This window comes from Ignatzschineria sp. LJL83, from assembly GCF_054871845.1.
Genome location: NZ_JBTXLY010000001.1, coordinates 78,631 through 100,876 on the forward strand (window position 1 = coordinate 78,631; position 22,246 = coordinate 100,876).

Below are 22,246 nucleotides of genomic sequence, written 5' to 3' on the forward strand. Positions count from 1 at the left end.
TTAAACAGCAACCAATCCTTTAATTGTCGGATGAGATCCATAGTCTTGAATCTCAAAATCTTCAAATTTGAAGTCGAAAATATCTTTGGGGTTATTATGAATCACAAGCTTTGCAAGTGGCATTGGCTCACGAGAAAGTTGAAGATCTGTCTGCTCTAAATGGTTGGTATAGAGATGACAATCGCCACCTGTCCAGATAAAATCACCCACTTCAAGATCACAAACATGTGCAATCATATGTGTTAAAAGCGCATAGCTTGCAATATTAAAGGGAACACCTAAAAAGATATCGGCAGAACGTTGATAAAGCTGGCAGGAAAGCTTGCCATTATTCACGTAAAACTGAAATAGGAGGTGGCAGGGCGGTAGTGCCATTTTATCAAGCTCTCCCACATTCCATGCACTGACAATTAATCTGCGGGAATCAGGATTATGTTTAATATCGTGAATAAGATTTGTGATCTGATCAACCACAGATCCATCCGATTTTGGCCATGAACGCCATTGAGCGCCATAAACAGGACCTAGGTCACCATTCTCATCAGCCCACTCATTCCAAATACGAACGCCATTTTTTTGAAGGTAATCAATATTGGTATTGCCTTGAAGGAACCAGAGAAGCTCATAAATGATGGAGCGTAGATGAAGTTTTTTAGTGGTAACTAATGGAAAGCCTTCTTGTAAGTTAAAGCGCATTTGATGGCCGAAAATAGAATATGTGCCGGTATTTGTGCGATCTTCTTTGAAGTTGCCGTTGTCGCGAACTTCACGCATTAAATTAAGATACTGTTTCATGCTGATTTCCTGCGATAAGCCATGATAATGATAAATAGACCAATAACGATCATTGGGATACAAAGGAGCATTCCTTGAGTGAGCCAACCCCCAAAAATATATCCAAGATGTGCATCAGGTTCTCTAAAGAACTCTACGATAAATCGGAACCCACCATATCCTAATAAGAAGATTCCGGAAGCTGCGGCTCTTGGTCTTGGCTTTGCCGTATAGATCCAAAGAATGATGAAGAGTAGTAAACCTTCAGTTAAAGCTTCATAAAGTTGGGATGGATGACGATAGATTAAATCAATAGTTGTTGGGGCATATTCGAATAAAAATCCCCATGTTTGGTCGGTAAAGTTCCCCCATAATTCGCCATTCATGAAATTTCCCATACGGCCAAAAAAGAGTCCTAAAGGAATGAGTGGCGCAATAAAATCTGTAAATTCCCAAAAGGTTTTTTTGTAATGTCTGGCCACAAAGAAGCTTGCAACCAATACGCCAATCAATCCGCCATGGAAGCTCATGCCGGACCATTCGATCATTTCGCCGGTCCATCCAATGATCGACATAGGGTTTTGGATAAAGTTTCCAAAATCATAAAAGAGCGTATATCCAATTCTTCCGCCTAAAATGGCACCTAGAAAAAGGTAAAATGCCGTATCACTAACTTGTGATGTCGTCCAACCGGAATTTGGTTTTTTAGCGCGATAGCTTCCTAAAACAACGGCAAGTCCTAAGGCGATAATATACATGAGGGCATACCATCTTAGAGCAACGGGACCTATTGAAAATATTACCGGATCAATTTGCGGCGAAAAAAAGAGTGACATTGCTATCCTCACGAAAAGATGATTTAGTCGAAATATAAAAAGGGCTTACAGAAAGCCCTTTTAGAATATTTGAAAGGAATAACGATTCTACTGTTCTTCAGTCTGTACTTCAATTATTTCTGATGGAATACCACGATCATTTTTCACTTTTTCAATGACTTCATTCATCGTAATAATGAGTTTTTGATAAGCGTTTTCATTACCAGGACGTCTTGATGCTTTGTCTGCACTTAAGAGGTATTGTCCATCAATAATCACAGCCGGTGTAAAAGGAACTTGATATTGGTTAGAAATAAGTTCAGCTGCTCTATTGAAAGAACTCTTCGCACCAAAGCTACTCCACGCTTTTAGAAATTTATCTCTATCAATGCCTTGAGTCTTCATGAAATCTGCAATTTGGTTAGCATTAATAAAGCGTTTACGCTCTTTATGGATGGCATTAAAGAACGCTTGATGACCTCTTTCTAATTCATTCATCGCTTCTAAAGTATAGAATGCTTGAGCATAAAGCGACCATGTTCCTTGGCCAGGTGCAGCAAGAGAAACGGTCGTGAGATAATCGTTATCTGCTTGGCTCTCTTTCCAATTTTGGAAAAGTGGCTCGAAATTGTTACATGCCGGACAAGCATAAGAGAAAATAGTCACAACCTCGATTTTATCAGGATCGTAGATGTTGTCGACTTTAGGGGAGATTTGATCATAATAATTTTGAGCAGATGCAATCCCTACAGTGGTAGCAAATAGCAATACCGTTGCTGTGAAAAATTTTTTAAACATAAGTGAAAACTCCTTGAAATAGAATTGTTGTACTTATTTACCATGATGCTTCAGTGTAATGCAATGATTCTTAAGAAAAAAGTGAGCATGAAGCTCACTTTTTATGAATACATTTCAAGATTTATAAGAATAATATTCTTATGGTTGTAAGCCTTGGATGTAAGAAGACACTTCTTTGATCTCAGCTTCTGTCATACGTTGTGCAATATCACGCATGATACGAGCAGGGTCATTTTTACGCTCATCAGTTTTGAAACGATTTAATTGTTTCTCAGTGTAGTATGCATGTTGACCGGCAACAGCAGGATAGTTTGCCGCAGCATTTCCTTGACCTGTTGGGCTATGACATGCTGAACATGCTGGGATTCCACGAGCAATATCACCACCACGGTAAATTTGCTCACCGCGAATTGCAAGTTTTTCATCCGCAACGTTATAAGTGGTTTTTTGTTTAGAGAGATAGAGAGCTACATCTGCGATATCTTGCGGAGTAAGTTTATCTGCTTCAACACTCATTTCTGAGTCAAAACGTAAGCCATTTGTAGGATCACTATATGAACGCTTTAATTCATATAATTGTGTACGAATGTATTTTTGATGTTGACCTGCAAGTTTTGGATATAAGTCATTTGTACTTACACCATTTTGACCATGACAAGATACACAGGTCTCTGCAATTGCCTTACCTGCTTCATAGTTTGGTGTGATTTCATTTGCATTAATGTTTGTGAACATTAAGGTAACACCAATTCCAATTAGAGCTTTATAGTTAAAACGCACAGCAGTTTACTCTCCTAAATTTGGGTTGTTTTATTGCTAATTGATACGACGAAATATGCCGAGAAGTTCTGATCGTTGCAGGGTTCTTTGCAACGCTATCAATCAACTCTTCAAATAATTTATACTAAATATTGCACTATTCTATTCTATTTTGAAAAAAATATGTAGTAGGAGAGTGAAAGAAGTTTGCCTGAGGCAATATTCTACTGTTCACAATCTTCTTAGTAAGCCTTCAATATTTTATGATAATTGAATTGAAGATAGTCTATAATAGCTTGTTTAGAAAGTTATACGTTGCTTAAGGAGTGAGAAAATCAATGCCCGTTATTACTTTGCCTGATGGCAGTAAAAGAGAGTATCAAAACGCTGTTACTGGATTAGATATTGTGAATGATATCGGACCGGGGCTTGCAAAGGCTGCGCTTGGAATTGTTGTGGGTGGAGAAGATAAAGATCTTAGCTATACCATTACCGAAGACGTAGACTTTAAAGTGCTAACGGTAAAAGATGACGCGGGATTAGATATTGCAAGACATACCTTGGCTGCGCAAGTACTCGCAAGGGCAGTAAAAGATCTCTATCCTGATGCAAAATTAGCAATCGGACCAACGATTGATAACGGTTTCTATTATGACGTTGATTTTGTCGAGCCGATCGTGCCAGAAGCACTTCCAGCGATTGACAAAAGAATGCGAGAAATTCTAAAAGAAAATTTAGAAGTGACTCGCGAAATGTGGGAAAGAAACGCAGCAAAACAATACTTCTTAGATAAGAATGAACCTTATAAAGCAGATATCATTGATCGTGCGCCGGAAGATCAGCTAGAGATTTCTCTCTATCGTCAAGGTAACAACGGCGAGGATATCTTTATGGATCTCTGCCGTGGCCCTCATACTCCAACAACCAATAAAGGTAAGCTTGCCTTTGCATTAACCAATATTGCCGGTGCATATTGGCGTGGGGATTCTAATAATAAAATGCTCACACGTATTTATGCAGTTGCTTTTGCAACGGATAAAGAGCTTAAAGAGCATTTAGAAAGAGTTGCGGAGGCAGAAAAACGTGATCATCGCCGTATTGGTCGTGCGCAAAACCTTTTCCATCTTCAAGAAGAAGCACCGGGAATGGTTTTCTGGCATCCAAAAGGTTGGACGATTTGGCAAAACGTTGAGCAATACATGCGTAAACGCCAGAAAGAAGAAGGGTACTTAGAGATTCGTACACCACTTGTAATGGATCGTACACTTTGGGAACGCTCAGGTCACTGGGAAAACTATAAAGAAAATATGTTCACAACGTCATCGGAAAATCGTGATTATGCGGTAAAACCAATGAACTGTCCGTGTCATATTGAAGTATTTAACCACGGATTGCATTCATATCGTGATTTACCAATGCGTTTAGCAGAATTTGGTTCATGTCATAGAAATGAACCATCAGGTGCACTTCATGGATTAATGCGAGTTCGTGGATTTGTTCAGGATGATGCGCATATTTTCTGTCGTGATGATCAAGTCGTTTCAGAAGTAGAGCGTTTTCATAAATTCGCAATGAGCGTGTATGATCATTTCGGATTTAAAGACATCAGTGTGAAACTTTCACTTCGCCCAGAGCAACGTGCTGGTGAAGATCATATTTGGGATATGGCAGAATCTGGTTTAAGAACGGCGTTGGGAGCTGCAGGAATTACCTGGGAAGAGCTTCCTGGTGAAGGTGCTTTCTACGGCCCTAAAGTGGAATACCATATTAAAGATGCAATTGGTCGTTCATGGCAGGTAGGAACGATTCAGTTAGACTTCGTGCTTCCGGAAAGATTAGATGCAGAATTTGTAGACGAAGATAATACTCGTAAGCGTCCTGTAATGCTTCATAGAGCAATCTTAGGATCTTTCGAAAGATTTATCGGGATTCTTATCGAGCACTATGCAGGATCGATGCCATTGTGGTTAGCGCCTGAGCAAGTGGCTGTTTTACCTATTACAAGTAATCAGACTGAGTATGCGGAAAAAGTTGCAAAAGCACTTAAAAAACTTAATATAAGAACAAAAGTGGATGCACGTAATGAGAAAGTTGGCTACAAAATCCGTGAAGCAACAATTTCTCGTGTGCCATATATCCTTGTTGTAGGACAGCGAGAGATGGAAATGGGACTTGTTGCAGTTCGTACAAGAGAAGGGCAAGACCTTAGTACGATGACATTAGATGAATTCGTGGAATTTATTCAAAAAGATTTGTAGAATAAGAACGTTATCTACAATTTTGGATAGAATTCTTAATATTTAAAGATCTGGAAGATATCAAGAAGAAATGAAATTGATGGTATTGGTCGATCGAATTGGTAGTGAATTGATATCTTTACCAGAATCAAACAAGAAATTAGTTTAAAACGTTAATTAAAACATTATTAGTGAATAGGAGATATTACTATTAGTAATCAATATGAACACCGCATCAACGAGAAGATTACGGTAAAAGAAGTACGCTTAATTGATGCTGAGGGTGAGCAAAGAGGAATCGTTCCACTTGATGAAGCTTTAGATTTAGCATATAATGACTCGCTTGATTTGGTTGAAGTTTCTCCAACAGCGAAACCACCTGTTTGTCGTATTATGAATTACGGTAAATACCGTTATGAATTACGCAAAAAGGCTGATGAAGCTAAGAAGAAGCAGAAACAAGTTCAAGTGAAAGAGATCAAGTTTCGTCCGGCAACGGATGAGGGGGATTATCAGGTAAAACTACGCAACCTGATACGTTTCTTGAAAGATGGTGATAAAGGCAAAGTAACGCTTCGTTTTAGAGGTCGTGAAATGGCTCACCAAGATCTAGGTATGGATCTTCTTCTTCGTGTAGAGCAAGATTTAAAAGAGTATGGTGTTGTTGAGCAAAGACCTAAAATTGAAGGTCGTCAAATGACAATGGTACTGGCTCCTTTAAAGAATGCAGCAAAAGAGTAGATCAGTTAATTTTATTAATTTAGAAATGCGAGTGGATTAAAATGCCAAAATTAAAAAGTCATAGCGGCGCTAAAAAGCGTTTCCGCAAAAGCGCAAGTGGTAGCTTCAAGCGTCATTGTGCGTTCCGTAGCCATATTCTTACTAAAAAAACAACTAAGCGTAAAAGACATCTTCGTGGTGAGGCTGTGATCTCTAAAGCAGATCATAAGCAAGTAGCGCAAATGTTACCGTACGCATAAGTATTAATTAGGAGAATTTAAAAAATGGCAAGAGTAAAACGTGGGACGATCACTAAAGCGCGTCACAAAAAAATCTTAAAAAAAGCTAAAGGTTATTATGGTGCGCGTTCACGTAGCATCCGTACAGCAACCCAAGCAGTTTATAAAGCGGGTCAGTACGCATACCGTGACCGTCGTCAACGCAAAAGAGACTTCCGTGCTCTTTGGATCGTTCGTATCAATGCAGCATCACGTGAGTTTGGTCTCTCTTACAGCCGATTTATCAATGGTTTGAAAAAAGCCGAGATCCAAATTGACCGTAAAGTGCTTGCAGACATGGCAGTTCATGACATTACTTCGTTCGGCGTATTAGCTGAGCGTGCAAAGTCAGCATTAGCGTAAACAAATATCTCTCAGTTAAAAAATATAATTTATATTAATTTAACCAATAGAGTTTAGAACAAAAAGGAAAAGCGGCTATAGATGCTCTTTTCCTTTTTTTATTTAAAAAAACAGATATGTAGGTAGATGAACTAATGAGTCTAGAGACAATTCTTCAATCTGCTTTAGAAGCGATCACTAAAGCAGATAATTTGCAGGCACTTGATGAAGTACGCGTAACCTATTTTGGTAAAAAAGGTCAAATTAGCGCTTTAATGGCAGAATTAGGGAAGTTAGATCCTGATGCTAGAAAAGCGCGTGGCGCCGAGATCAATAAAGTTAGAACTGAAGTAATGGGACAACTTGAAGCGAAAAAAACAGCATTAGAAGAGGCTGAATTAAATCGTCAATTGATGACAGAAACAGTAGATGTTACGCAATCAGGTCGAAATAGTGATACGGGTGCACTTCATCCGATTACAAGAACAATGATGCGTATTCATGAGTTTTTTGCATCCGTTGGATTCGATATTGTAGAAGGTCCTGAAATTGAGAGCGACTTTTATAACTTTGAAGCTCTGAATATCCCTGAGCATCATCCTGCTAGAGCGATGTTTGACACGTTCTATTTTGATGAGCACATTTTACTTCGCACCCATACTTCTAATACGCAGATTCATGTGATGCAAGAAGAGAAGCCGCCGATTCAAATGATCGGTTATGGCCGTGTTTACCGTAGTGACTCAGATGTAACTCACAGTCCAATGTTCCACCAAGTGGAAGGGCTTGTGATTAATAAAGATGTGACTTTTGCAAACCTGAAAGGGATTTTGACAGAGTTCATGCAACAGTTTTTTGAAAAAGATTTAAAACTTCGTTTTAGACCTTCATTCTTCCCATTTACAGAGCCATCTGCTGAAGTTGATATCGAATGTGTGATCTGTAGCGGTGATGGTTGCCGTGTTTGTAAAAACACAGGTTGGCTAGAAGTTCTAGGTTGTGGAATGGTGCATCCTAATGTCTTGAAAGCCGTGAATATCGATCCTGAAGAGTTCCAAGGTTATGCCTTTGGAATGGGTGTTGAACGCTTAGCAATGCTTCGTTACAGCGTGAATGATCTTCGGTTGTTCTATGAAAATGATATGAACTTCTTAACACAATTTAGATAAACAATTACTGGGTAAGAATATTATGAAAATTTCAGTTTCGTGGTTAAAAGAGTGGATTGATACCATTCCTGAAGATCTTGCAGATCGTTTAACGATGGCAGGATTAGAAGTAGAAGGCGTTGAATTAGCGGCGCCAAAATTTACCGGCGTTGTGATTGGTAAAGTTGTGGGTTTAGAGCAACATCCTGATGCAGATCGTTTACGTGTTGCGCAGGTAGATGTAGGTCAATCTGAGCTTGTACAAATCGTTTGCGGTGCACCAAACGTGGCGGTGGGTATTAAAGTTCCTACGGCACTTGTGGGCGCTGTATTGCCGGGCGATTTCAAAATTAAAGATGCAAAACTTCGCGGTGTTGCTTCTTCTGGAATGCTCTGTTCTGCAAAAGAGCTTGGCGTGAATGAAGATGCTTCAGGCTTAATGATTTTAAGTGATGATTTAGAGGTCGGCGCGGATTTTAGAGTGGTATTAGATCTTGATGATGAAATTATCGAGATTGATTTAACGCCAAATCGTGGTGATTGCTTAAGCATTTTAGGCGTTGCTCGTGATGTTGCGGCAATGACAGGTCAAGAAGCAGATTCTGTGGAAGAAACAGTGATTACTGTTGAAAGTGATCTCACAAAAGCAGTTAGCGTTGAAGATGCGCAAGATTGCCCAAGATATTTAGGTCGAGTGATTGAAGGTGTGAATCCTAAAGCGGAATCACCGCTTTGGATGCAAGAGCGTCTTCGTAGAAGCGGGATTCGTCCACACGGCATTTTAGTGGATGTAACGAACTTAGTGTTACTAGAGATTGGTCAGCCACTTCATGCATTCGATTTTAGTAAGATTGAAGGAGATATTCTCGTTCGCCGTGCGAAAGATGGGGAGAAACTCAAGCTTATTAATGAAGATACAATTTCTCTCAAAGCAGATACGCTAGTGATCGCAGATGCGCAAAAAGTATTGGCAATGGCCGGCATTATGGGCGGAGAAGAGAGTGCTTGTAATGATGATACCACGACAATCTTCTTAGAAGCTGCATGGTTTAATCCGATTACAATTGCCGGTAAAGCACGTAATTATGGTCTTCATACAGATTCATCACATCGCTTTGAACGTGGTGTTGATTTTGCATTGGTGGAAAAGGCGCTTAACTATGCAACAGCGCTCATTCAGCAATATGCAGGCGGAAAAGCAGGCAAAATTTCACAAGTGGAAGATGTTAAATTTTTACCACAACGTGAACCTGTAAAAGTAAGATTTTATAAAATAAATCAAATAATTGGACAAGAATTTACAAAGCATGATATAAATACGTTTGTGAATCGAGTAGGAAATGTGACAGAAATTCACGATGATTACCTTGTCGTGGTGCCACCTTCTTACCGATTCGACCTTCAAATCGAGGAAGATTTCATTGAAGAAGTCGCTCGTTTGAACGGTTATGACAATGTTCCTGTCTCTTTTGAAATGATGTCACAAGTATTGATGACAAAAGTTCCAGAATCGAAAGTAACATTAACAGATTTTAAGAAAGTTTTAGTGAGCCGTGGATTCCACGAAGTCATTGAAATGAGTTTTGTAAGTCCTGCATGGCAAGCGATTTTAGATCCAAATAAAAAAGCAATCGCACTGAAAAACCCGATCTCAAATGATCTTTCAGTGATGAGAACAACGCTTTTACCTGGAGTTTTAGGGGCAATGGATCACAATCTTAAACGTCAGCAGACAAGATTAAGATTCTTTGAATCAGGTCGTACTTATAACGGTACGCTTGATAACCTAGAGCAAGAACTACATATTGCCGGTGCAATTTGTGGAACGGCAGCACCGTTACAATGGGGTGTTGATGCTCGAGCGGTTGATTTCTTTGATTTGAAAGGAGATGTTGAAGCGCTTTTAAAGAAAACTGGCAGAGATGACTTTGTGTTTGTACCTTCTCAACGTGAGATTTTACATCCAGGACAAAGTGCAGATATCAAGTCAGGTAATGGCGAAGTGATTGGATATTTAGGAAAGTTACATCCTAGCGTTGTAAAAGCGTTAGATTTAGGTAGAGATGTATTTGTGTTTGAGCTTAATTATGAGCGCCTCGCAGCATCTGAAACGCCGAAGTTCAAAGAACTTTCCCGTTTCCCTGTATCTAAACGAGATTTAGCGTTAGTTGTGCCGGCAGATGTTTCAACTCAGCAGGTGATTGATGTGATGAAAGGCGAGAAAAATGCTCGTAAATATCTTACACAAGTAACGTTATTTGATATCTATACGCCAAAAGCTGAAAAGTCGGAAACAACTTCGAAAAATATGGCATTTAGTTTAACGTTCCAAAATCGTGAAGAAAGTCTGAAGGATGCGGACGTTGACACAATAGTAGAAGAGATTCTTGCGGACTTAGCGGTAGCAGGGGTTTCGCTTCGACAATAAGTAAAAGATATTTAAATTAGTTATAGTTAAAAATATGTAAAGGAGTTACAGATGTCTACTTTAACGAAAGCTGCAATTACAGAGAACTTGTATCACAGCACTAATATTTCCCGTGAAGATACGAAGCAATTCGTAGAAGATTTCTTTGGTGAAATTAGTGATGCGTTAGCATCAGGTCGTGCAGTGAAGTTATCAGGATTTGGAAGTTTTGAATTACGTGATAAATCAGAGCGTCCAGGAAGAAATCCTAAAACTGGGGAAGAAATTCCAATCAGCGCACGCCGTGTTGTGACTTTCCGTATTGGTCAGAACTTACGTTTAAGCATGAATGATTTAAGTGAAACAGCAGAAAAGTAGATCTTTTTCCTAAGAGCTTTTAAGTTAATAACCTCGCAATTTGCGGGGTTTTTTTATGTTTTGAAGATAACAGCGTATAATTGAAAAATTATTTTATCTGGATATCGATATCGTTATTTCAGCTTTTTTGAATGGATATTCTTAAAGAATATTTTTAAAGGATGTTATGAAGTCATCTCTGTTTCGCTCGCTCTTTACGGTTAGTGGTTTTACGCTCCTATCTCGAATTATGGGATTATTGCGAGATATTATCTTCGCGAGCTACTTCGGTGCCGGCGCAGCAATGGATGCTTTTAGTGTCGCTTTTAGAATCCCAAATCTCTTTCGTCGTTTTTTCGGGGAAGGCGCTTTTAACCAAGCTTTCGTGCCGGTATTTAGCGAATATCGATTAGAGAAAACAAAAGATGAACTGAAGTTTTTCCTTGCGGAAGTGAGCGGGACTTTAGGAATTGTCTTGCTTCTAATTACCATTTTAGGTGTAGTTTTTTCCTCAGAAATGGTTCTGCTGTTTGCATCAGGATTTGTGAATGATACCGAAAAATTCACAATGGCAGAATCCCTTGTGCGTTTGATGTTGCCATATCTTTTCTTTATCTGTATGACGGCAATGTATGGCAGTGTTTTAAACTCTTTAAACAAATTTGCAATGCCGGCGGCAATTCCCATTGTGCTCAATGTCTGTTTAATTGCGGGTGCTTTTATTAGTAGTTACTTTGCAGAGCCTATTATGGCGCTCGGTTATGCCGTATTTTTAGCGGGAATTATTCAGATGTTTTCTCTCTTTTATGCCGTGAAAAGAGAAGGATTAACGATGTTGCCGAAAATCAACTTCTCATCTCCCGGCGTGAAGCGCATTATGTTTTTGATGATTCCGGCAATCATCGGTTCATCGAGTAGCCAAATTAACATTTTGATTAACACGCAACTCGCTTCGAGATTAGAAACAGGAAGCATTACATGGCTCTACTATTCGGATCGATTAGTAGAATTCGCCATTGGTACATTTGCCGTTGCACTTGGAACGGTAGTATTGCCAAAACTATCAGAACTCTACACAAAAGGGGATTTTACTAACCTTAGTAAAACCATCGATTGGGGCGTGCAGTTATCTCTGATTATCGGTTTGCCGGCAATGCTCGGCTTGATGTTTTTAGCAGAACCGCTTTTGGCAACGCTCTTTATGCGCGGTGAATTTTACGAAACCGATGTCATTATGGCAGGGAAGAGCTTGGTCGCATATGCGCTGAGTATTCCGGCATTTTTCATTATTCGAATTTTAGCGCCAGTTTATTTCTCTCGGCAAAATACAAAAACGCCGATGTATTTCAGCTTAATCGCCATTGCGGTAAATATCGTTCTGCAATTTATTCTTGTGGGATATTATCAGCATGCTGGGCTTGCGCTTTCCTCTTCCATTGCCGCTTGGGTGAATGCATTTCTTTTAGGCGCAGGATTAATCTTTATGAATATCCATCATTTCAAAGCGTTATTGACAAGAAGAATGCTCGCATTATTGCCGGCAAATGGCGTCTTAATTCTGATTCTTGTATGGGTTCACGGCTTTAATGCATTTTGGTTTGATGGACCATTTATTCTGAAATTACCCTTAATGCTCGTCATTATCGTTGTTTCAGTGATTCTCTATTTCGGCATTTTACATCTTTCAGGTTTCTCGTTAGCAAGATTAAAAGGTCCTTTAGCGAACATGAAAGATTAGAGAAAAACTTGCCGGCAATACATTATCCTGAATTGTTTTAGATATTTATGTTCTAGGTATCTATATCTGCGATTGCGTTTTAGCGAGTTTCTTTTTACGGCGAATACGGTGGATTTCACTGCTGATATAGATAATGACGGAAATCCAAACGATGATAAATCCGATCAGATTATCTATTGAAAATACTTCGTTAAACACGATTAATCCCAAGAGAAATTGGCACGTTGGGGAAACGTATTGCAAGATTCCTACTATGGAGAGCGGAATATATTTCGCACCTTTGGCAAAGAGTAGAAGCGGAATCGTGGTTGCGGCGCCGGAAAGCAGTAGAATCACAATTGCTAATGTCGGAAGATCTAAAAAGAGCAGTTCGCCTTTCTGATGAGCAAGCGTTAAGTAGATTGCCGTAAATGGGAACATGAAGAGCGTTTCAAGGAAAAGTCCCGGAAGCGGTGGTAGGGAAGCGACCTTCTTAATTGCCGCATAAATGCCGAAAGAGAATGCTAACGTTAAAGCGATATAGGGAATTTTTCCGCCTAAAAATGCAAGCCATAGGATTCCAACGCCGGCGATGATAATGGCGAGAATCTGCGCTTTAGTGAGCTTTTCTTTGAAGAGAATCATCCCTAATAAAATGCTCACTAAAGGATTGATGTAATAGCCTAAGCTTGCTTCCAATACTTGGTGTGATGAAATCGCGTAGAGATAAACAGACCAATTGAGAAAGAGGAAGAAGGAAGAGCCGATAAAGGTAATGATAATCCGGCGATTCGTTAAGGCATCTTTTAAAAGTGTGCGATCTTCTTTTCTAAAACATAATAGAACCGTGATAAAAAAGAGCGCCCAACCAATTCTTTGCGCCATAAGTTGAAGCGGATCCATGCCGGCAAGCGGATACCAATATAGTGGGAAAAACCCCCAAATGGTGTAGCAAGTCAGGGTTAAAATAACCCCTTTTTTGTAGTTATCTACCGTATTGAAATTTTGCATGGAATTGAGCTTTTATGGGTATTTTATAGCCAAAGAGGATCGAAGCGAAGCATCATGAAGAGAGCAATAGTTTAGCAGGAATTTAAGTCGTGCGCTTTTGATCTTTAATCTTGATCTTCATTGAATATCGATTGGATCTTCGCTCTCAATCCGTATTCTTGATCAAGAAAAATAGACAGAAGCCGACAAGGATTATTTTATTTAGGTAAAATGGCGCTATTATTTTTAAGTCATACGTTTTAGTAACTTCATATAGAGATATTCTGTATAAAATTGCCGGCGTTTGCGGACAATATCCATTGATAGAGGAATGAAGATTGTGATTAAAGTTCAAAATATTGTGGTAGATAATCAGAAACCATTTGTGCTGTTTGGCGGGATTAATGTTTTAGAATCTTTAGATAGCACTTTAAAAGCCTGTGCTGAATATGTGAAAGTCACAGAAGAATTAGGCATTCCTTTAGTCTTTAAAGGCTCTTTTGATAAGGCAAATCGCTCATCGATTCATTCTTACCGTGGCGTTGGTATGGAAGAAGGTTTGAAGATTTTTGAAGCGGTTAAAAAAGAATTTGGTGTGCCGGTGATTACCGATATTCATGAACCAGCGCAAGCAAAGCCCGTTGCGGAAGTGGTAGATGTTTTACAATTGCCGGCATTTTTAGCAAGACAGACAGATTTAGTTGTGGCGATGGCGAAAACAGGCAAGCCGATTAATGTGAAAAAACCACAATTTTTAAGCCCTTCACAAATGCTCAATATCGTAGATAAATTCAAAGAAGCCGGCAATGATCAAATCATGCTCTGCGAGCGTGGTGCTTGCTTTGGTTACGATAACTTAGTGGTGGATATGCTCGGATTTGGCGTGATGAAAAAAGTCTGTGATAACGCGCCGATCATCTTCGATGTGACGCATTCTCTTCAGCAACGTAATTCCTTAGAGAAAGCATCAGGCGGTCGCCGTGAACAAGTTTTAGAATTAGCACTTGCCGGTATGTCAACAGGACTTGCGGGCTTGTTCTTAGAATCACATGAAGATCCTGATAAAGCGAAATGCGATGGACCAAGCGCATTGCCACTTCATCAGCTCAAACCTTTCTTGGAAAGAGTGAAGGCGGTTGATGATTTAGTGAAATCATTTGCGCCATTAGAGATTCGTTAAAACTCATTCTTAAGAAGAATGGTAAGACAGAATAGACAAGACGTTTTGTGAGAAATGGGTAACAATCGAAGTTGTTACCTATTTTTTATGGCATTATGAATAGCTTTAGAAGACAGTTTTAGAAGCTCAATTGAATCAAGGAGAAGAACATGGAAGTATCGACTCAAACGTATCAAATCCCGGCAAGCACGAAAGGGAAATTTGCGATCTTAATGGGATTATTAGTCGTCATTATGATTGTGTTAGAAGCAATGTGGGTTGCACGAGTGCCGGCAATAGTATTCATTGGCTTTGGCGTATTTTTCTATTTTACCGGCATTTCTACGGCAACTTTAACGGCAAATGCATTATCCGTAAAACCCACCATCGGCAGAGCGCGCATCTTTTCATTTCAAGAAGGAACATTTGAAGTGAAAACACAAACAGGATTCTTATCTTATCTATCAAGCTTAAAGCCAGAAGCGAAAGTATTGCTTTATACGAAAAATGGCGGAAAACCTGTGATGGTGCTGAACGGTTTATATCGCTCAGAAGATGTTGAAGCGATTTATGCCGAGATTCAAAAGAGATCTTAAAATCTCATCAATGATTTCATCAATATTTGAGATAATAAAAAACCTAACAATCATTCGATTTGTTAGGTTTTTTTGTGTTTGATGATCTAGCTTTCTAAATTGCTTTAGTGCGCTCTTGTAACCAAGCGATGACTTTTTCATCTTGAATCTTTGGTGACAGTTCACGGTAAACTCTTTCGTGATATTGATTTAACCATGCGATCTCTTTTGCATCTAAGAGAGAAAGATCGATCAATCTTGTATCGATTGGGAAGAGCGTTAAGGTTTCGAAATACATGTAGTTGCCGAACGCTTGCTCTTTTTGAGATTTTACCGGCAATGATACCACGAGGTTTTCAATACGAATTCCCCATTCGCCTTCACGATATAATCCCGGCTCGATAGAAGTAATCATGCCTTTTTTCACATTAGATTGCTCGGAGATAGGCGCTCTGAATGAGAGCACTTGCGGACCTTCATGCACGTTCATAAAGTAACCGACGCCATGACCTGTTCCGTGACCATAATCTAAATGATTTTCCCAAAGTGGACGGCGCGCAATGGCATCTAATAACGGCATTGGAATATCTGCCGGGAATACTGTTTCGCTCATCACAATGAGGGATTTGAGTACAATTGTGAAATCTCTCTTTTGCGCATCGGTTGCCGTATTGATAGGAATCACTCTTGTGATATCCGTTGTTCCATTTTGATATTGTGCACCGGAATCAATTAAGAGTAAGCCGTTTCCTTTGATTTCGGAATGTGCTTTTTGGGTTGCATGATAATGGGGAAGTGCGCCATTTTCATTAAAGCCGGCAATAGTGTTGAAGCTTAAATCTACGAAATTCGGACGATTTGAACGCGCTTTTTGAAGCATATCGGCAACATCGAGTTCTGTTAAGTTTTCACCTTTTGCGAGCTTTTCTTCAAACTCAGTGTAAAACTCCGCCATTGCAACGCCATCTTCACGCATTGCTTCTTGAATATTGGCAATATCTTGATCGCTTTTTTGTGATTTCAATAAAGTGCTTGGATTTGGGCAATAGACGATTTCACAATCTTCATCAATAGATTCAAGCGATGCATAAGTGGTGCGTTTCTCATCAAGCATCACAACTTTGTGTGTTGGGATATTTGCAAGCTCTTCATAGTAAGCTTCGTATGGAAACACAGTGATTTTGTTATCGGAAAGATGCTTTTTCACTTCTTGCGATAATTTATCTTCATCAATAAAGAGCGTGATGGAAGAATCTGTAATCATCATAAATGCAAGAAATACAGGATTAAAGCTCACATCTTTACCACGAAGGTTGGTAATCCAAGCGATATCATCTAAGGTTGAAATGATATGAACATCCGCTTCCGCTTCTTTCATTGTTTGGCGAATTTTAGCGAGTTTACTCTTCGTTGTTTCTGATACAAATTTTGGATCATGTAAGTAGAGCGCTTCTGTTGGAAGTGGCGCACGATCTTTCATGATGAAAGAGAAAGGATGCGCATCTGTTGTGAGCGTGATCTCGTGTTCAGCTAATGCTTCATAAAGTTCTACGAAGTTCTCAATGGAAATTGTATCTCCAAGCACAGCGATATCGCTATTTGCCGGGATTTTAGCTTGAAGGAATTCTGCATATGATGGTGTTTTGCCATCGCCCATTTTCATGAGCTGAATATTGGTGCCGGCAAGTTCTGCTTCCGCTTGAACCCAATAACGGCTATCTGCCCAAAGATACGCTTTATCATTTAATACCACTAAAGTGCCGGCAGAACCTGTGAATCCTGAGAACCATTCACGTAATTTCCAATGCTCTGGAAGATATTCTGAAAGATGAGAATCAGCGCTTAAAATTAACCAAGCTCTGACTTTATCTTTCTTCATGGATTTCTGTAATGCCGCAAGACGAGAATTAATAATAGATGATTGGCTCATAATGATGATCCTTTTAACATGATTCTTTATGGAATTGTGGAGTCTTAACCGTTTCAAAAAACATGATGATCCATGTGATTTAATGGGAGTCAGTTTAGCATTATTCCTCAATTTTCGGCATTTTGCTGTGAGATATATTTTGTGTGAAATGTGAAAAAATTAGCCGAAAGATCATTTTTTCAAAATAGCGCATAATTATGGAGGAAAAACGCTCTAAGATTAGGTATGATTAATAGCTTGAAATACTAGCTTGAATCCATAACTTTTTTCGTAGGCTTGATAGATAATGAAATATGTGAGTACGCGTGGGGGCGATGCGCCCAAGTCATTTTGTGAAGTTGTGTTAGAAGGTCTTTGCCGAGATGGCGGACTATCGATGCCGGAAACCATTCCGCATGTTTCGAGAGAAACCTTAAATGAATGGCGTAACTTACCGTCTTATAGTGCATTAGCGCTTGAAGTTGCATCACTTTACGCAACGGATATCCCCCGTGAAGATCTCAAAAAACTCGTTGAAAGTGCTTACAATACAGATAACTTCGCGGTAGAAACGATTATTTCAGAACGTTCTATTGGCGATAATGTAAAGGTGTTAGGGCTTTCAGAAGGTCCAACATTTGCATTTAAAGATATGGCGATGCAATTTTTAGGTCAGCTTTTCCCGTATGTATTAGAAAAAGCGGATAAAACCTTAAATATTGTCGGTGCAACATCCGGCGATACAGGTTCAAGTGCGATTCATGCAATGAAAGGTAAGCCACGCATTAATGTTGTGATGTTAAGCCCGCATAATCGCATGAGCGCTTTCCAAACGGCGCAAATGTACTCCGTTCAAGAGAGTAATATTTACAATATTGCCGTTGAAGGCGTATTTGATGATTGCCAAGATCTCGTAAAAGAACTCAATAATGATATTGCGTTCAAAGAGAAATATCATTTAGGTGCGGTAAACTCCATCAACTTTGCGCGTATTTTGGCGCAAATCATCTATTACTTTAAAGGTTACTTCATGACAACTTCATCTAATGATGAAGAGATTGATGTGGTGATTCCTTCAGGAAACTTCGGCAATATCTTTGCCGGCATTATGGCGCGTCAAATGGGTTTACCAATTCGTAAACTGATTTTGGCAACGAATGAAAATAATGTATTAGATGAATTCTTTAAAACAGGTGTTTATAAACCACGTGCTTCAAAAGATGTGCATTTAACGTCAAGTCCTTCAATGGATATTGCGAAAGCGAGTAACTTCGAGCGCTTTATCTATCTCATTGCCGGCAATGCAAAAACAAAAGCATTGTGGGATGAGATTGATACGAGTGGCTATTTTGATCTTACAAAAGATGCATTGTGGGCAGATCGAGCATCTTGGAATATTGAATCCGGCGAAAGTACGCATCAAAACCGCATTGAAACCATTCAAAAAATCTATGCAGATGCGAATGAGTTGATTGATCCACATACGGCAGATGGCGTATTTGTGGGAAGTCATTTCTTAGATGGTACAACGCAAGTCTGCTTGGAAACTGCAAAACCAATTAAGTTTTATGAAACGATTAAGCAAGCGGTGAATGACGCGCCGTTTGATCTCGCTGAAGTAGAGAAGATCGAGGCTCTTCCTCAGTCTAAGGAAGTGATGGCAAATGATGCAACACTTCTACGTCAATTTATCGAATCCGCTTTAAATTAAGGAATACGAAATACCATGAAAAAAACATCATTTCCAAAAGATGAGATGAAAGTTGTTCTCTTAGAAGGTGTCCATCAAGATGCGATTGATTACTTCAAGCGCGCGGGCTACAACAACCTTGATATTCATTCGACAGCTTTAGAAGGTCAAGCGTTGATTGATGCATTGAAAGATGCGCATATTGTCGGAATTCGTTCTCGTACGCAATTAACAGAAGAAGTATTAAGCCAAGCGCCACGTTTAATGACAATTGGTTGTTTCTGTATTGGAACGAACCAAGTGGATTTAGAAGCGGCGAAAAAACGTGCAATTCCAGTATTTAACGCACCATATTCCAACACACGTTCAGTGGCTGAGCTTGTGATTGCAGAAATGATAATGCTTAAACGTGGCATTGCTTACAAAAACTACGTTTGCCATAAAGGTGGCTGGGTAAAATCAGCAGCGGGTTCTTATGAAGTTCGTGGTAAAACCTTGGGAATCGTGGGTTACGGTCATATCGGAACGCAAGTAGGCATCATGGCGGAAAGCCTTGGTATGAACGTGATTTTCTATGATATCGAATCAAAATTAGTGCTTGGAAATGCGCATCAAGTGGAAACATTAGATGAGCTTTTAGCGCAATCTGACGTCGTAACGCTTCATGTGCCGGAAGATGATGGTACGAAAAACCTCATGAGCCGTGAGCGTATCGAGAAGATGAAGAAAGGTTCTGTATTAATCAATGCAGCGCGTGGAACGATTGTAGATCTTGATGCATTAGCAGATAACATCAAAAATGAGCATCTTTTAGGTGCGGCAATTGACGTTTTCCCTGTTGAGCCAAAATCGAATACAGAAGAGTTCCAATCGCCACTTCGTGAGCTTCAAAATGTGATCTTAACGCCGCATATCGGTGGATCAACATTAGAAGCGCAGCAAAATATCGGTGTTGAAGTAGCGTCTAAATTGGTGCTTTACTCAGATAATGGATCAACGGTTTCAGCGGTAAACTTCCCAGAAGTAACATTACCAAAACAACCAGGAAGCCATCGTATTTTGCATATTCATGAAAATACGCCGGGAATTTTACGTGCGGTGAATGAGCTTGTATCTGATCTTGATCTCAATATCAATGCGCAATATCTCCAAACTTCAGGCGATATCGGCTATGTGGTATTGGACGTTTCAGGTAAAGAAGAGAACGCAATGAAATTACAAAATGGAATGAAAGACATCAAAGGTACTTTGAAATGTCGAATCCTCTACTAATTTGTAAAAAATGATTGGTTATTGAAAATATCTAAATATAATGGGCTTAAAGGATACCTTTAAGTCCATTTTTTATTGTAATTTTGCATTTGAATTTTATATTTAAATTCTATATTTAAATTCCATATTGAATATTCAATGATTACCTCTTGAATTTATCGGGTAAAAGAGAGAAGAAGATGTCATTAAGAGATCAGTTAGTGAAAGCCGGATTAGTTTCTAAAGAGAAGGCTAAGTCCGTTCAGAAAGAAAAATCAAAGCGTCAACATCAAGCACATCGTGATAAGGCTTTAAAGGCGGAATTAAGCGCCGAGAAAGCACAGAAGCAGGAAGAGATTAAGGCTTTTGATGAAGCGAAGAAAGCGGTGGATCTTGAGAAGAATCAGGCGATTTTAGCAAAACAAGAGAAGAATCGTGCGCGTGGCGAAATGCGAGATTTAATCGATCGTGAACGAGTGAATAAAGAGAAGGGCGAAGCAAGATTTAACTTCAGCCATGATGGTAAAAAGATTCGTTCTGTATTTGTGACCGATCAGCAGCATAAAGAGCTTGGTGATGGAAAATTGATGATCTGCCGTAATGATCGTGATGGCTTTGACTTTCCTGTATTGCCGGCAACCTTTAAAGAGCGTATTCATCGCTTAGAAGAGAAGATTGGCGATAAGATCTTCTATTACATCTCTTCAGCGCTCACAGAAGGTGAAGCAGAAGATGAATGGGCAGCGTGGGATGCATATGAAGCCTCATTAAAGAAAGATCCTAAACATTCTTAATATTTGAATCTGCCTGTTTAACAAAGCTGAACGTATTAAGAGCTCTAAGTGAGAGCTCTTAATTTCCGGATTCTTAATTTAGAAATTTTGAATGATTAGATGCTGGTGGAAAAATAATATTTCAGCGGATATTCATTGAAGTTTTTTTACTCTTAGAACGTTAAAAAGCACTTCCTTGAAAGAGAAGTGCTTTTTTATGTGCGTAATTTTGAAATATTTTAGTTTTGGATAACAATAACTATTTGCCGGCAGCTTCGCGTTCTTCCTTTGCTTTTTTCATAAAGAAGTGAGTTAACCACCCCATCATGATAATCATAAATACAACTCCAAAACCAACAATTGCGACAAAATAGGGATCAGCGCCAATCAATTTCATCATAGATATTTTCCTTTTATAAAATACTAGATTGATCAATTTTAAAATAAAAAATAATATTAAATCGATGCAATTAATATCCCACAAAGAGCTCTGATAATCTATCTTTTACCATTAACTATTTAATTTTATTGATGTTGATCAAGTTTTGAGAGATGATGGAATTCTAGTGATTGCAATGCTTTTAGAGTTTTAAGTAATTAGGTTTAAATAATATTTAACATAAATATTAGTAAATAATAATTGGTGTTATTAGGGTTGAAAGAGATAGAAGGATGATATATTTCAGATGAGTATTGATGAATGCTAAAAGCGGTTTTGTTGAGATTATGGAAGATAATCTGATCTTCGTTTATAAAAATAATGAGATAATAAAAAACCCACTAATTTGAAATTAGTGGGTTTCTATAAGTGGTGGCTCGAGGCAGAATCGAACTGCCGACACGCGGATTTTCAATCCGCTGCTCTACCGACTGAGCTATCAAGCCGTGCTAAGAGGTGTATTAAACAGCATTCAAGAGTTCCCGTCAAGCCTATTTTTGAAATAAATAACGAAATAGGTGGTTTTGGTAAAAACTTACTCAAAAGCAGCTTGGAAATGGGCGTGTTTGGCTTGATTTGAGTTGTTTCGATACATTTCACAGGGTTTCTTTTTTAGTTTCTTGTATCCAAAATCTCTTGAGAATATTTTAAAGATATTTGAAAAAGCTATTTTTTAGACAATTTTTGGGAAAATAACTGGAAGAAGGGGGAAGAGTGGTTTTTATAGAATACCGAGATTATTAAGAGGGGAGTTTTAGAATCTAGGAATAACAATATTTCAAAAACCGATTCCCAAAAGTATTGGAGGCAGAAATAAGATGGGAAATCTAAAGTAATCTATTCCTAGAGATGACAAATATAGAGATAATAAAAAACCCACTAATTCAAAATTAGTGGGTTTCTATAAGTGGTGGCTCGAGGCAGAATCGAACTGCCGACACGCGGATTTTCAATCCGCTGCTCTACCGACTGAGCTATCAAGCCGTGTTGATGAAGTGTATTAAACAGCATTCACTGGCATTCGTCAAGAATAGAAGATGTTGTATTATTACGCAATTAGAGCTAGCTATTGATATCACGGGTTAAAATGCCACGATAAAGTTTAAAA

The 22,246-nt window shown here is 39.0% G+C and carries 19 protein-coding genes, 2 tRNA genes and 1 pseudogene; 13 read left to right on the forward strand and 9 right to left on the reverse strand.

The window, feature by feature from the left end; all coding sequences use genetic code 11:
* The 4 genes from thyA to ACYSN2_RS00345 all read right to left on the reverse strand — a co-directional run bounded on the left by thyA (position 1) and on the right by ACYSN2_RS00345 (position 3,167).
* Positions 1 to 795 carry a thymidylate synthase gene (gene thyA / locus ACYSN2_RS00330; protein ID WP_461748264.1) on the reverse strand — a complete coding sequence of 265 codons (795 nt, stop codon included), beginning with the start codon at positions 793 to 795 and terminating at the stop codon, positions 1 to 3.
* A complete protein-coding gene (gene lgt, locus ACYSN2_RS00335; RefSeq protein WP_461748265.1) occupies positions 792 to 1,610 on the reverse strand; it encodes a prolipoprotein diacylglyceryl transferase in 819 nt (272 codons plus the stop codon). Before lgt ends, thyA begins: the two co-directional genes overlap by 4 nt.
* An 87-nt stretch (positions 1,611 to 1,697) precedes the next feature.
* Positions 1,698 to 2,387, reverse strand: coding sequence for a thiol:disulfide interchange protein DsbA/DsbL (locus tag ACYSN2_RS00340; RefSeq protein WP_461748266.1), 690 nt, complete (start codon positions 2,385 to 2,387; stop codon positions 1,698 to 1,700).
* 138 nt (positions 2,388 to 2,525) lie between these two features.
* Complete coding sequence (locus ACYSN2_RS00345) at positions 2,526 to 3,167, reverse strand: c-type cytochrome (protein ID WP_461748267.1); 642 nt, start codon at positions 3,165 to 3,167, stop codon at positions 2,526 to 2,528.
* 317 nt (positions 3,168 to 3,484) lie between these two features.
* Between ACYSN2_RS00345 and thrS the strand changes: the two genes are divergently transcribed.
* From thrS to murJ, 8 genes and pseudogenes are all read left to right on the forward strand, one after another.
* The gene (gene thrS, locus ACYSN2_RS00350; protein ID WP_461748268.1) at positions 3,485 to 5,404 is read left to right on the forward strand and encodes a threonine--tRNA ligase; all 1,920 of its coding nucleotides are present in this window, start codon (positions 3,485 to 3,487) and stop codon (positions 5,402 to 5,404) included.
* Positions 5,405 to 5,587: 183 nt separating this feature from the next.
* Positions 5,588 to 6,124, forward strand: coding sequence for a translation initiation factor IF-3 (gene infC, locus ACYSN2_RS00355; RefSeq protein WP_461748546.1), 537 nt, complete (start codon positions 5,588 to 5,590; stop codon positions 6,122 to 6,124).
* 41 nt (positions 6,125 to 6,165) lie between these two features.
* Positions 6,166 to 6,363, forward strand: a complete 198-nt coding sequence (rpmI, locus tag ACYSN2_RS00360) for a 50S ribosomal protein L35 (protein ID WP_461748269.1) — start codon at positions 6,166 to 6,168, stop codon at positions 6,361 to 6,363.
* A gap of 24 nt (positions 6,364 to 6,387) precedes the next feature.
* The gene (gene rplT / locus ACYSN2_RS00365; protein WP_461748270.1) at positions 6,388 to 6,744 is read left to right on the forward strand and encodes a 50S ribosomal protein L20; all 357 of its coding nucleotides are present in this window, start codon (positions 6,388 to 6,390) and stop codon (positions 6,742 to 6,744) included.
* A 134-nt stretch (positions 6,745 to 6,878) separates the two neighbouring features.
* Positions 6,879 to 7,892, forward strand: coding sequence for a phenylalanine--tRNA ligase subunit alpha (pheS, locus tag ACYSN2_RS00370; RefSeq protein ID WP_461748271.1), 1,014 nt, complete (start codon positions 6,879 to 6,881; stop codon positions 7,890 to 7,892).
* A 7-nt stretch (positions 7,893 to 7,899) separates the two neighbouring features.
* Positions 7,900 to 10,299, forward strand: coding sequence for a phenylalanine--tRNA ligase subunit beta (gene pheT / locus ACYSN2_RS00375; protein WP_461748547.1), 2,400 nt, complete (start codon positions 7,900 to 7,902; stop codon positions 10,297 to 10,299).
* A gap of 45 nt (positions 10,300 to 10,344) precedes the next feature.
* Positions 10,345 to 10,656: pseudogene (locus tag ACYSN2_RS00380) on the forward strand (integration host factor subunit alpha); the annotation flags it as partial.
* A 166-nt stretch (positions 10,657 to 10,822) separates the two neighbouring features.
* The gene (murJ, locus tag ACYSN2_RS00385) at positions 10,823 to 12,373 is read left to right on the forward strand and encodes a murein biosynthesis integral membrane protein MurJ (protein WP_461748272.1); all 1,551 of its coding nucleotides are present in this window, start codon (positions 10,823 to 10,825) and stop codon (positions 12,371 to 12,373) included.
* 60 nt (positions 12,374 to 12,433) lie between these two features.
* On the opposite strand, the gene rarD is transcribed toward murJ, so the two are convergent.
* A complete protein-coding gene (gene rarD, locus ACYSN2_RS00390) occupies positions 12,434 to 13,363 on the reverse strand; it encodes an EamA family transporter RarD (RefSeq protein WP_461748273.1) in 930 nt (309 codons plus the stop codon).
* A gap of 319 nt (positions 13,364 to 13,682) precedes the next feature.
* Between rarD and kdsA the strand changes: the two genes are divergently transcribed.
* Together kdsA and ACYSN2_RS00400 are read left to right on the forward strand one after the other, a co-directional pair.
* Positions 13,683 to 14,522 (forward strand): 3-deoxy-8-phosphooctulonate synthase, encoded by an 840-nt coding sequence (kdsA, locus tag ACYSN2_RS00395; RefSeq protein WP_461748274.1) that lies wholly within the window; start codon positions 13,683 to 13,685, stop codon positions 14,520 to 14,522.
* A gap of 149 nt (positions 14,523 to 14,671) precedes the next feature.
* Positions 14,672 to 15,097 (forward strand): hypothetical protein, encoded by a 426-nt coding sequence (locus tag ACYSN2_RS00400; protein ID WP_461748275.1) that lies wholly within the window; start codon positions 14,672 to 14,674, stop codon positions 15,095 to 15,097.
* 94 nt (positions 15,098 to 15,191) lie between these two features.
* Here the strand turns inward: ACYSN2_RS00400 and ACYSN2_RS00405 are convergent, their stop codons facing one another.
* Positions 15,192 to 17,006 (reverse strand): aminopeptidase P family N-terminal domain-containing protein, encoded by a 1,815-nt coding sequence (locus tag ACYSN2_RS00405; protein WP_461748276.1) that lies wholly within the window; start codon positions 17,004 to 17,006, stop codon positions 15,192 to 15,194.
* Positions 17,007 to 17,292: 286 nt separating this feature from the next.
* On the opposite strand from ACYSN2_RS00405, the gene thrC reads away from it, so the two are divergent.
* The 3 genes from thrC (at position 17,293) to ACYSN2_RS00420 (ending at position 20,720) form a co-directional block, all read left to right on the forward strand.
* Positions 17,293 to 18,696 (forward strand): threonine synthase, encoded by a 1,404-nt coding sequence (thrC, locus tag ACYSN2_RS00410; RefSeq protein WP_461748277.1) that lies wholly within the window; start codon positions 17,293 to 17,295, stop codon positions 18,694 to 18,696.
* Positions 18,697 to 18,711: 15 nt separating this feature from the next.
* The gene (gene serA / locus ACYSN2_RS00415) at positions 18,712 to 19,947 is read left to right on the forward strand and encodes a phosphoglycerate dehydrogenase (RefSeq protein ID WP_461748278.1); all 1,236 of its coding nucleotides are present in this window, start codon (positions 18,712 to 18,714) and stop codon (positions 19,945 to 19,947) included.
* 179 nt (positions 19,948 to 20,126) lie between these two features.
* On the forward strand, positions 20,127 to 20,720 hold the full coding sequence (locus ACYSN2_RS00420) for a DUF2058 family protein (RefSeq protein ID WP_461748279.1): 594 nt from the start codon (positions 20,127 to 20,129) through the stop codon (positions 20,718 to 20,720).
* Between the two features lie 238 nt (positions 20,721 to 20,958).
* On the opposite strand, the gene ACYSN2_RS00425 is transcribed toward ACYSN2_RS00420, so the two are convergent.
* The 3 genes from ACYSN2_RS00425 to ACYSN2_RS00435 all read right to left on the reverse strand — a co-directional run bounded on the left by ACYSN2_RS00425 (position 20,959) and on the right by ACYSN2_RS00435 (position 22,122).
* Positions 20,959 to 21,099 (reverse strand): hypothetical protein, encoded by a 141-nt coding sequence (locus ACYSN2_RS00425; RefSeq protein WP_461748280.1) that lies wholly within the window; start codon positions 21,097 to 21,099, stop codon positions 20,959 to 20,961.
* A 409-nt stretch (positions 21,100 to 21,508) separates the two neighbouring features.
* Positions 21,509 to 21,584: transfer RNA gene (locus ACYSN2_RS00430), tRNA-Phe, on the reverse strand.
* Between the two features lie 462 nt (positions 21,585 to 22,046).
* Positions 22,047 to 22,122, reverse strand: a tRNA-Phe gene (locus tag ACYSN2_RS00435).
* Between the last annotated feature and the right edge of the window lie 124 nt (positions 22,123 to 22,246).

Coding starts and splice junctions, on each gene's coding strand:
- thrS (WP_461748268.1), top strand. CDS start 3,485: ATGCCCGTTATTACTTTGCCTGATGGCAGTAAAAGAGAGTATCAAAAC.
- lgt (WP_461748265.1), bottom strand. CDS start 1,610: ATGTCACTCTTTTTTTCGCCGCAAATTGATCCGGTAATATTTTCAATA.
- ACYSN2_RS00425 (WP_461748280.1), bottom strand. CDS start 21,099: ATGATGAAATTGATTGGCGCTGATCCCTATTTTGTCGCAATTGTTGGT.
- thyA (WP_461748264.1), bottom strand. CDS start 795: ATGAAACAGTATCTTAATTTAATGCGTGAAGTTCGCGACAACGGCAAC.
- serA (WP_461748278.1), top strand. CDS start 18,712: ATGAAAAAAACATCATTTCCAAAAGATGAGATGAAAGTTGTTCTCTTA.
- rarD (WP_461748273.1), bottom strand. CDS start 13,363: ATGCAAAATTTCAATACGGTAGATAACTACAAAAAAGGGGTTATTTTA.
- ACYSN2_RS00405 (WP_461748276.1), bottom strand. CDS start 17,006: ATGAGCCAATCATCTATTATTAATTCTCGTCTTGCGGCATTACAGAAA.
- ACYSN2_RS00340 (WP_461748266.1), bottom strand. CDS start 2,387: ATGTTTAAAAAATTTTTCACAGCAACGGTATTGCTATTTGCTACCACT.
- murJ (WP_461748272.1), top strand. CDS start 10,823: ATGAAGTCATCTCTGTTTCGCTCGCTCTTTACGGTTAGTGGTTTTACG.
- rpmI (WP_461748269.1), top strand. CDS start 6,166: ATGCCAAAATTAAAAAGTCATAGCGGCGCTAAAAAGCGTTTCCGCAAA.
- ACYSN2_RS00420 (WP_461748279.1), top strand. CDS start 20,127: ATGTCATTAAGAGATCAGTTAGTGAAAGCCGGATTAGTTTCTAAAGAG.
- rplT (WP_461748270.1), top strand. CDS start 6,388: ATGGCAAGAGTAAAACGTGGGACGATCACTAAAGCGCGTCACAAAAAA.
- pheS (WP_461748271.1), top strand. CDS start 6,879: ATGAGTCTAGAGACAATTCTTCAATCTGCTTTAGAAGCGATCACTAAA.
- thrC (WP_461748277.1), top strand. CDS start 17,293: ATGAAATATGTGAGTACGCGTGGGGGCGATGCGCCCAAGTCATTTTGT.
- ACYSN2_RS00400 (WP_461748275.1), top strand. CDS start 14,672: ATGGAAGTATCGACTCAAACGTATCAAATCCCGGCAAGCACGAAAGGG.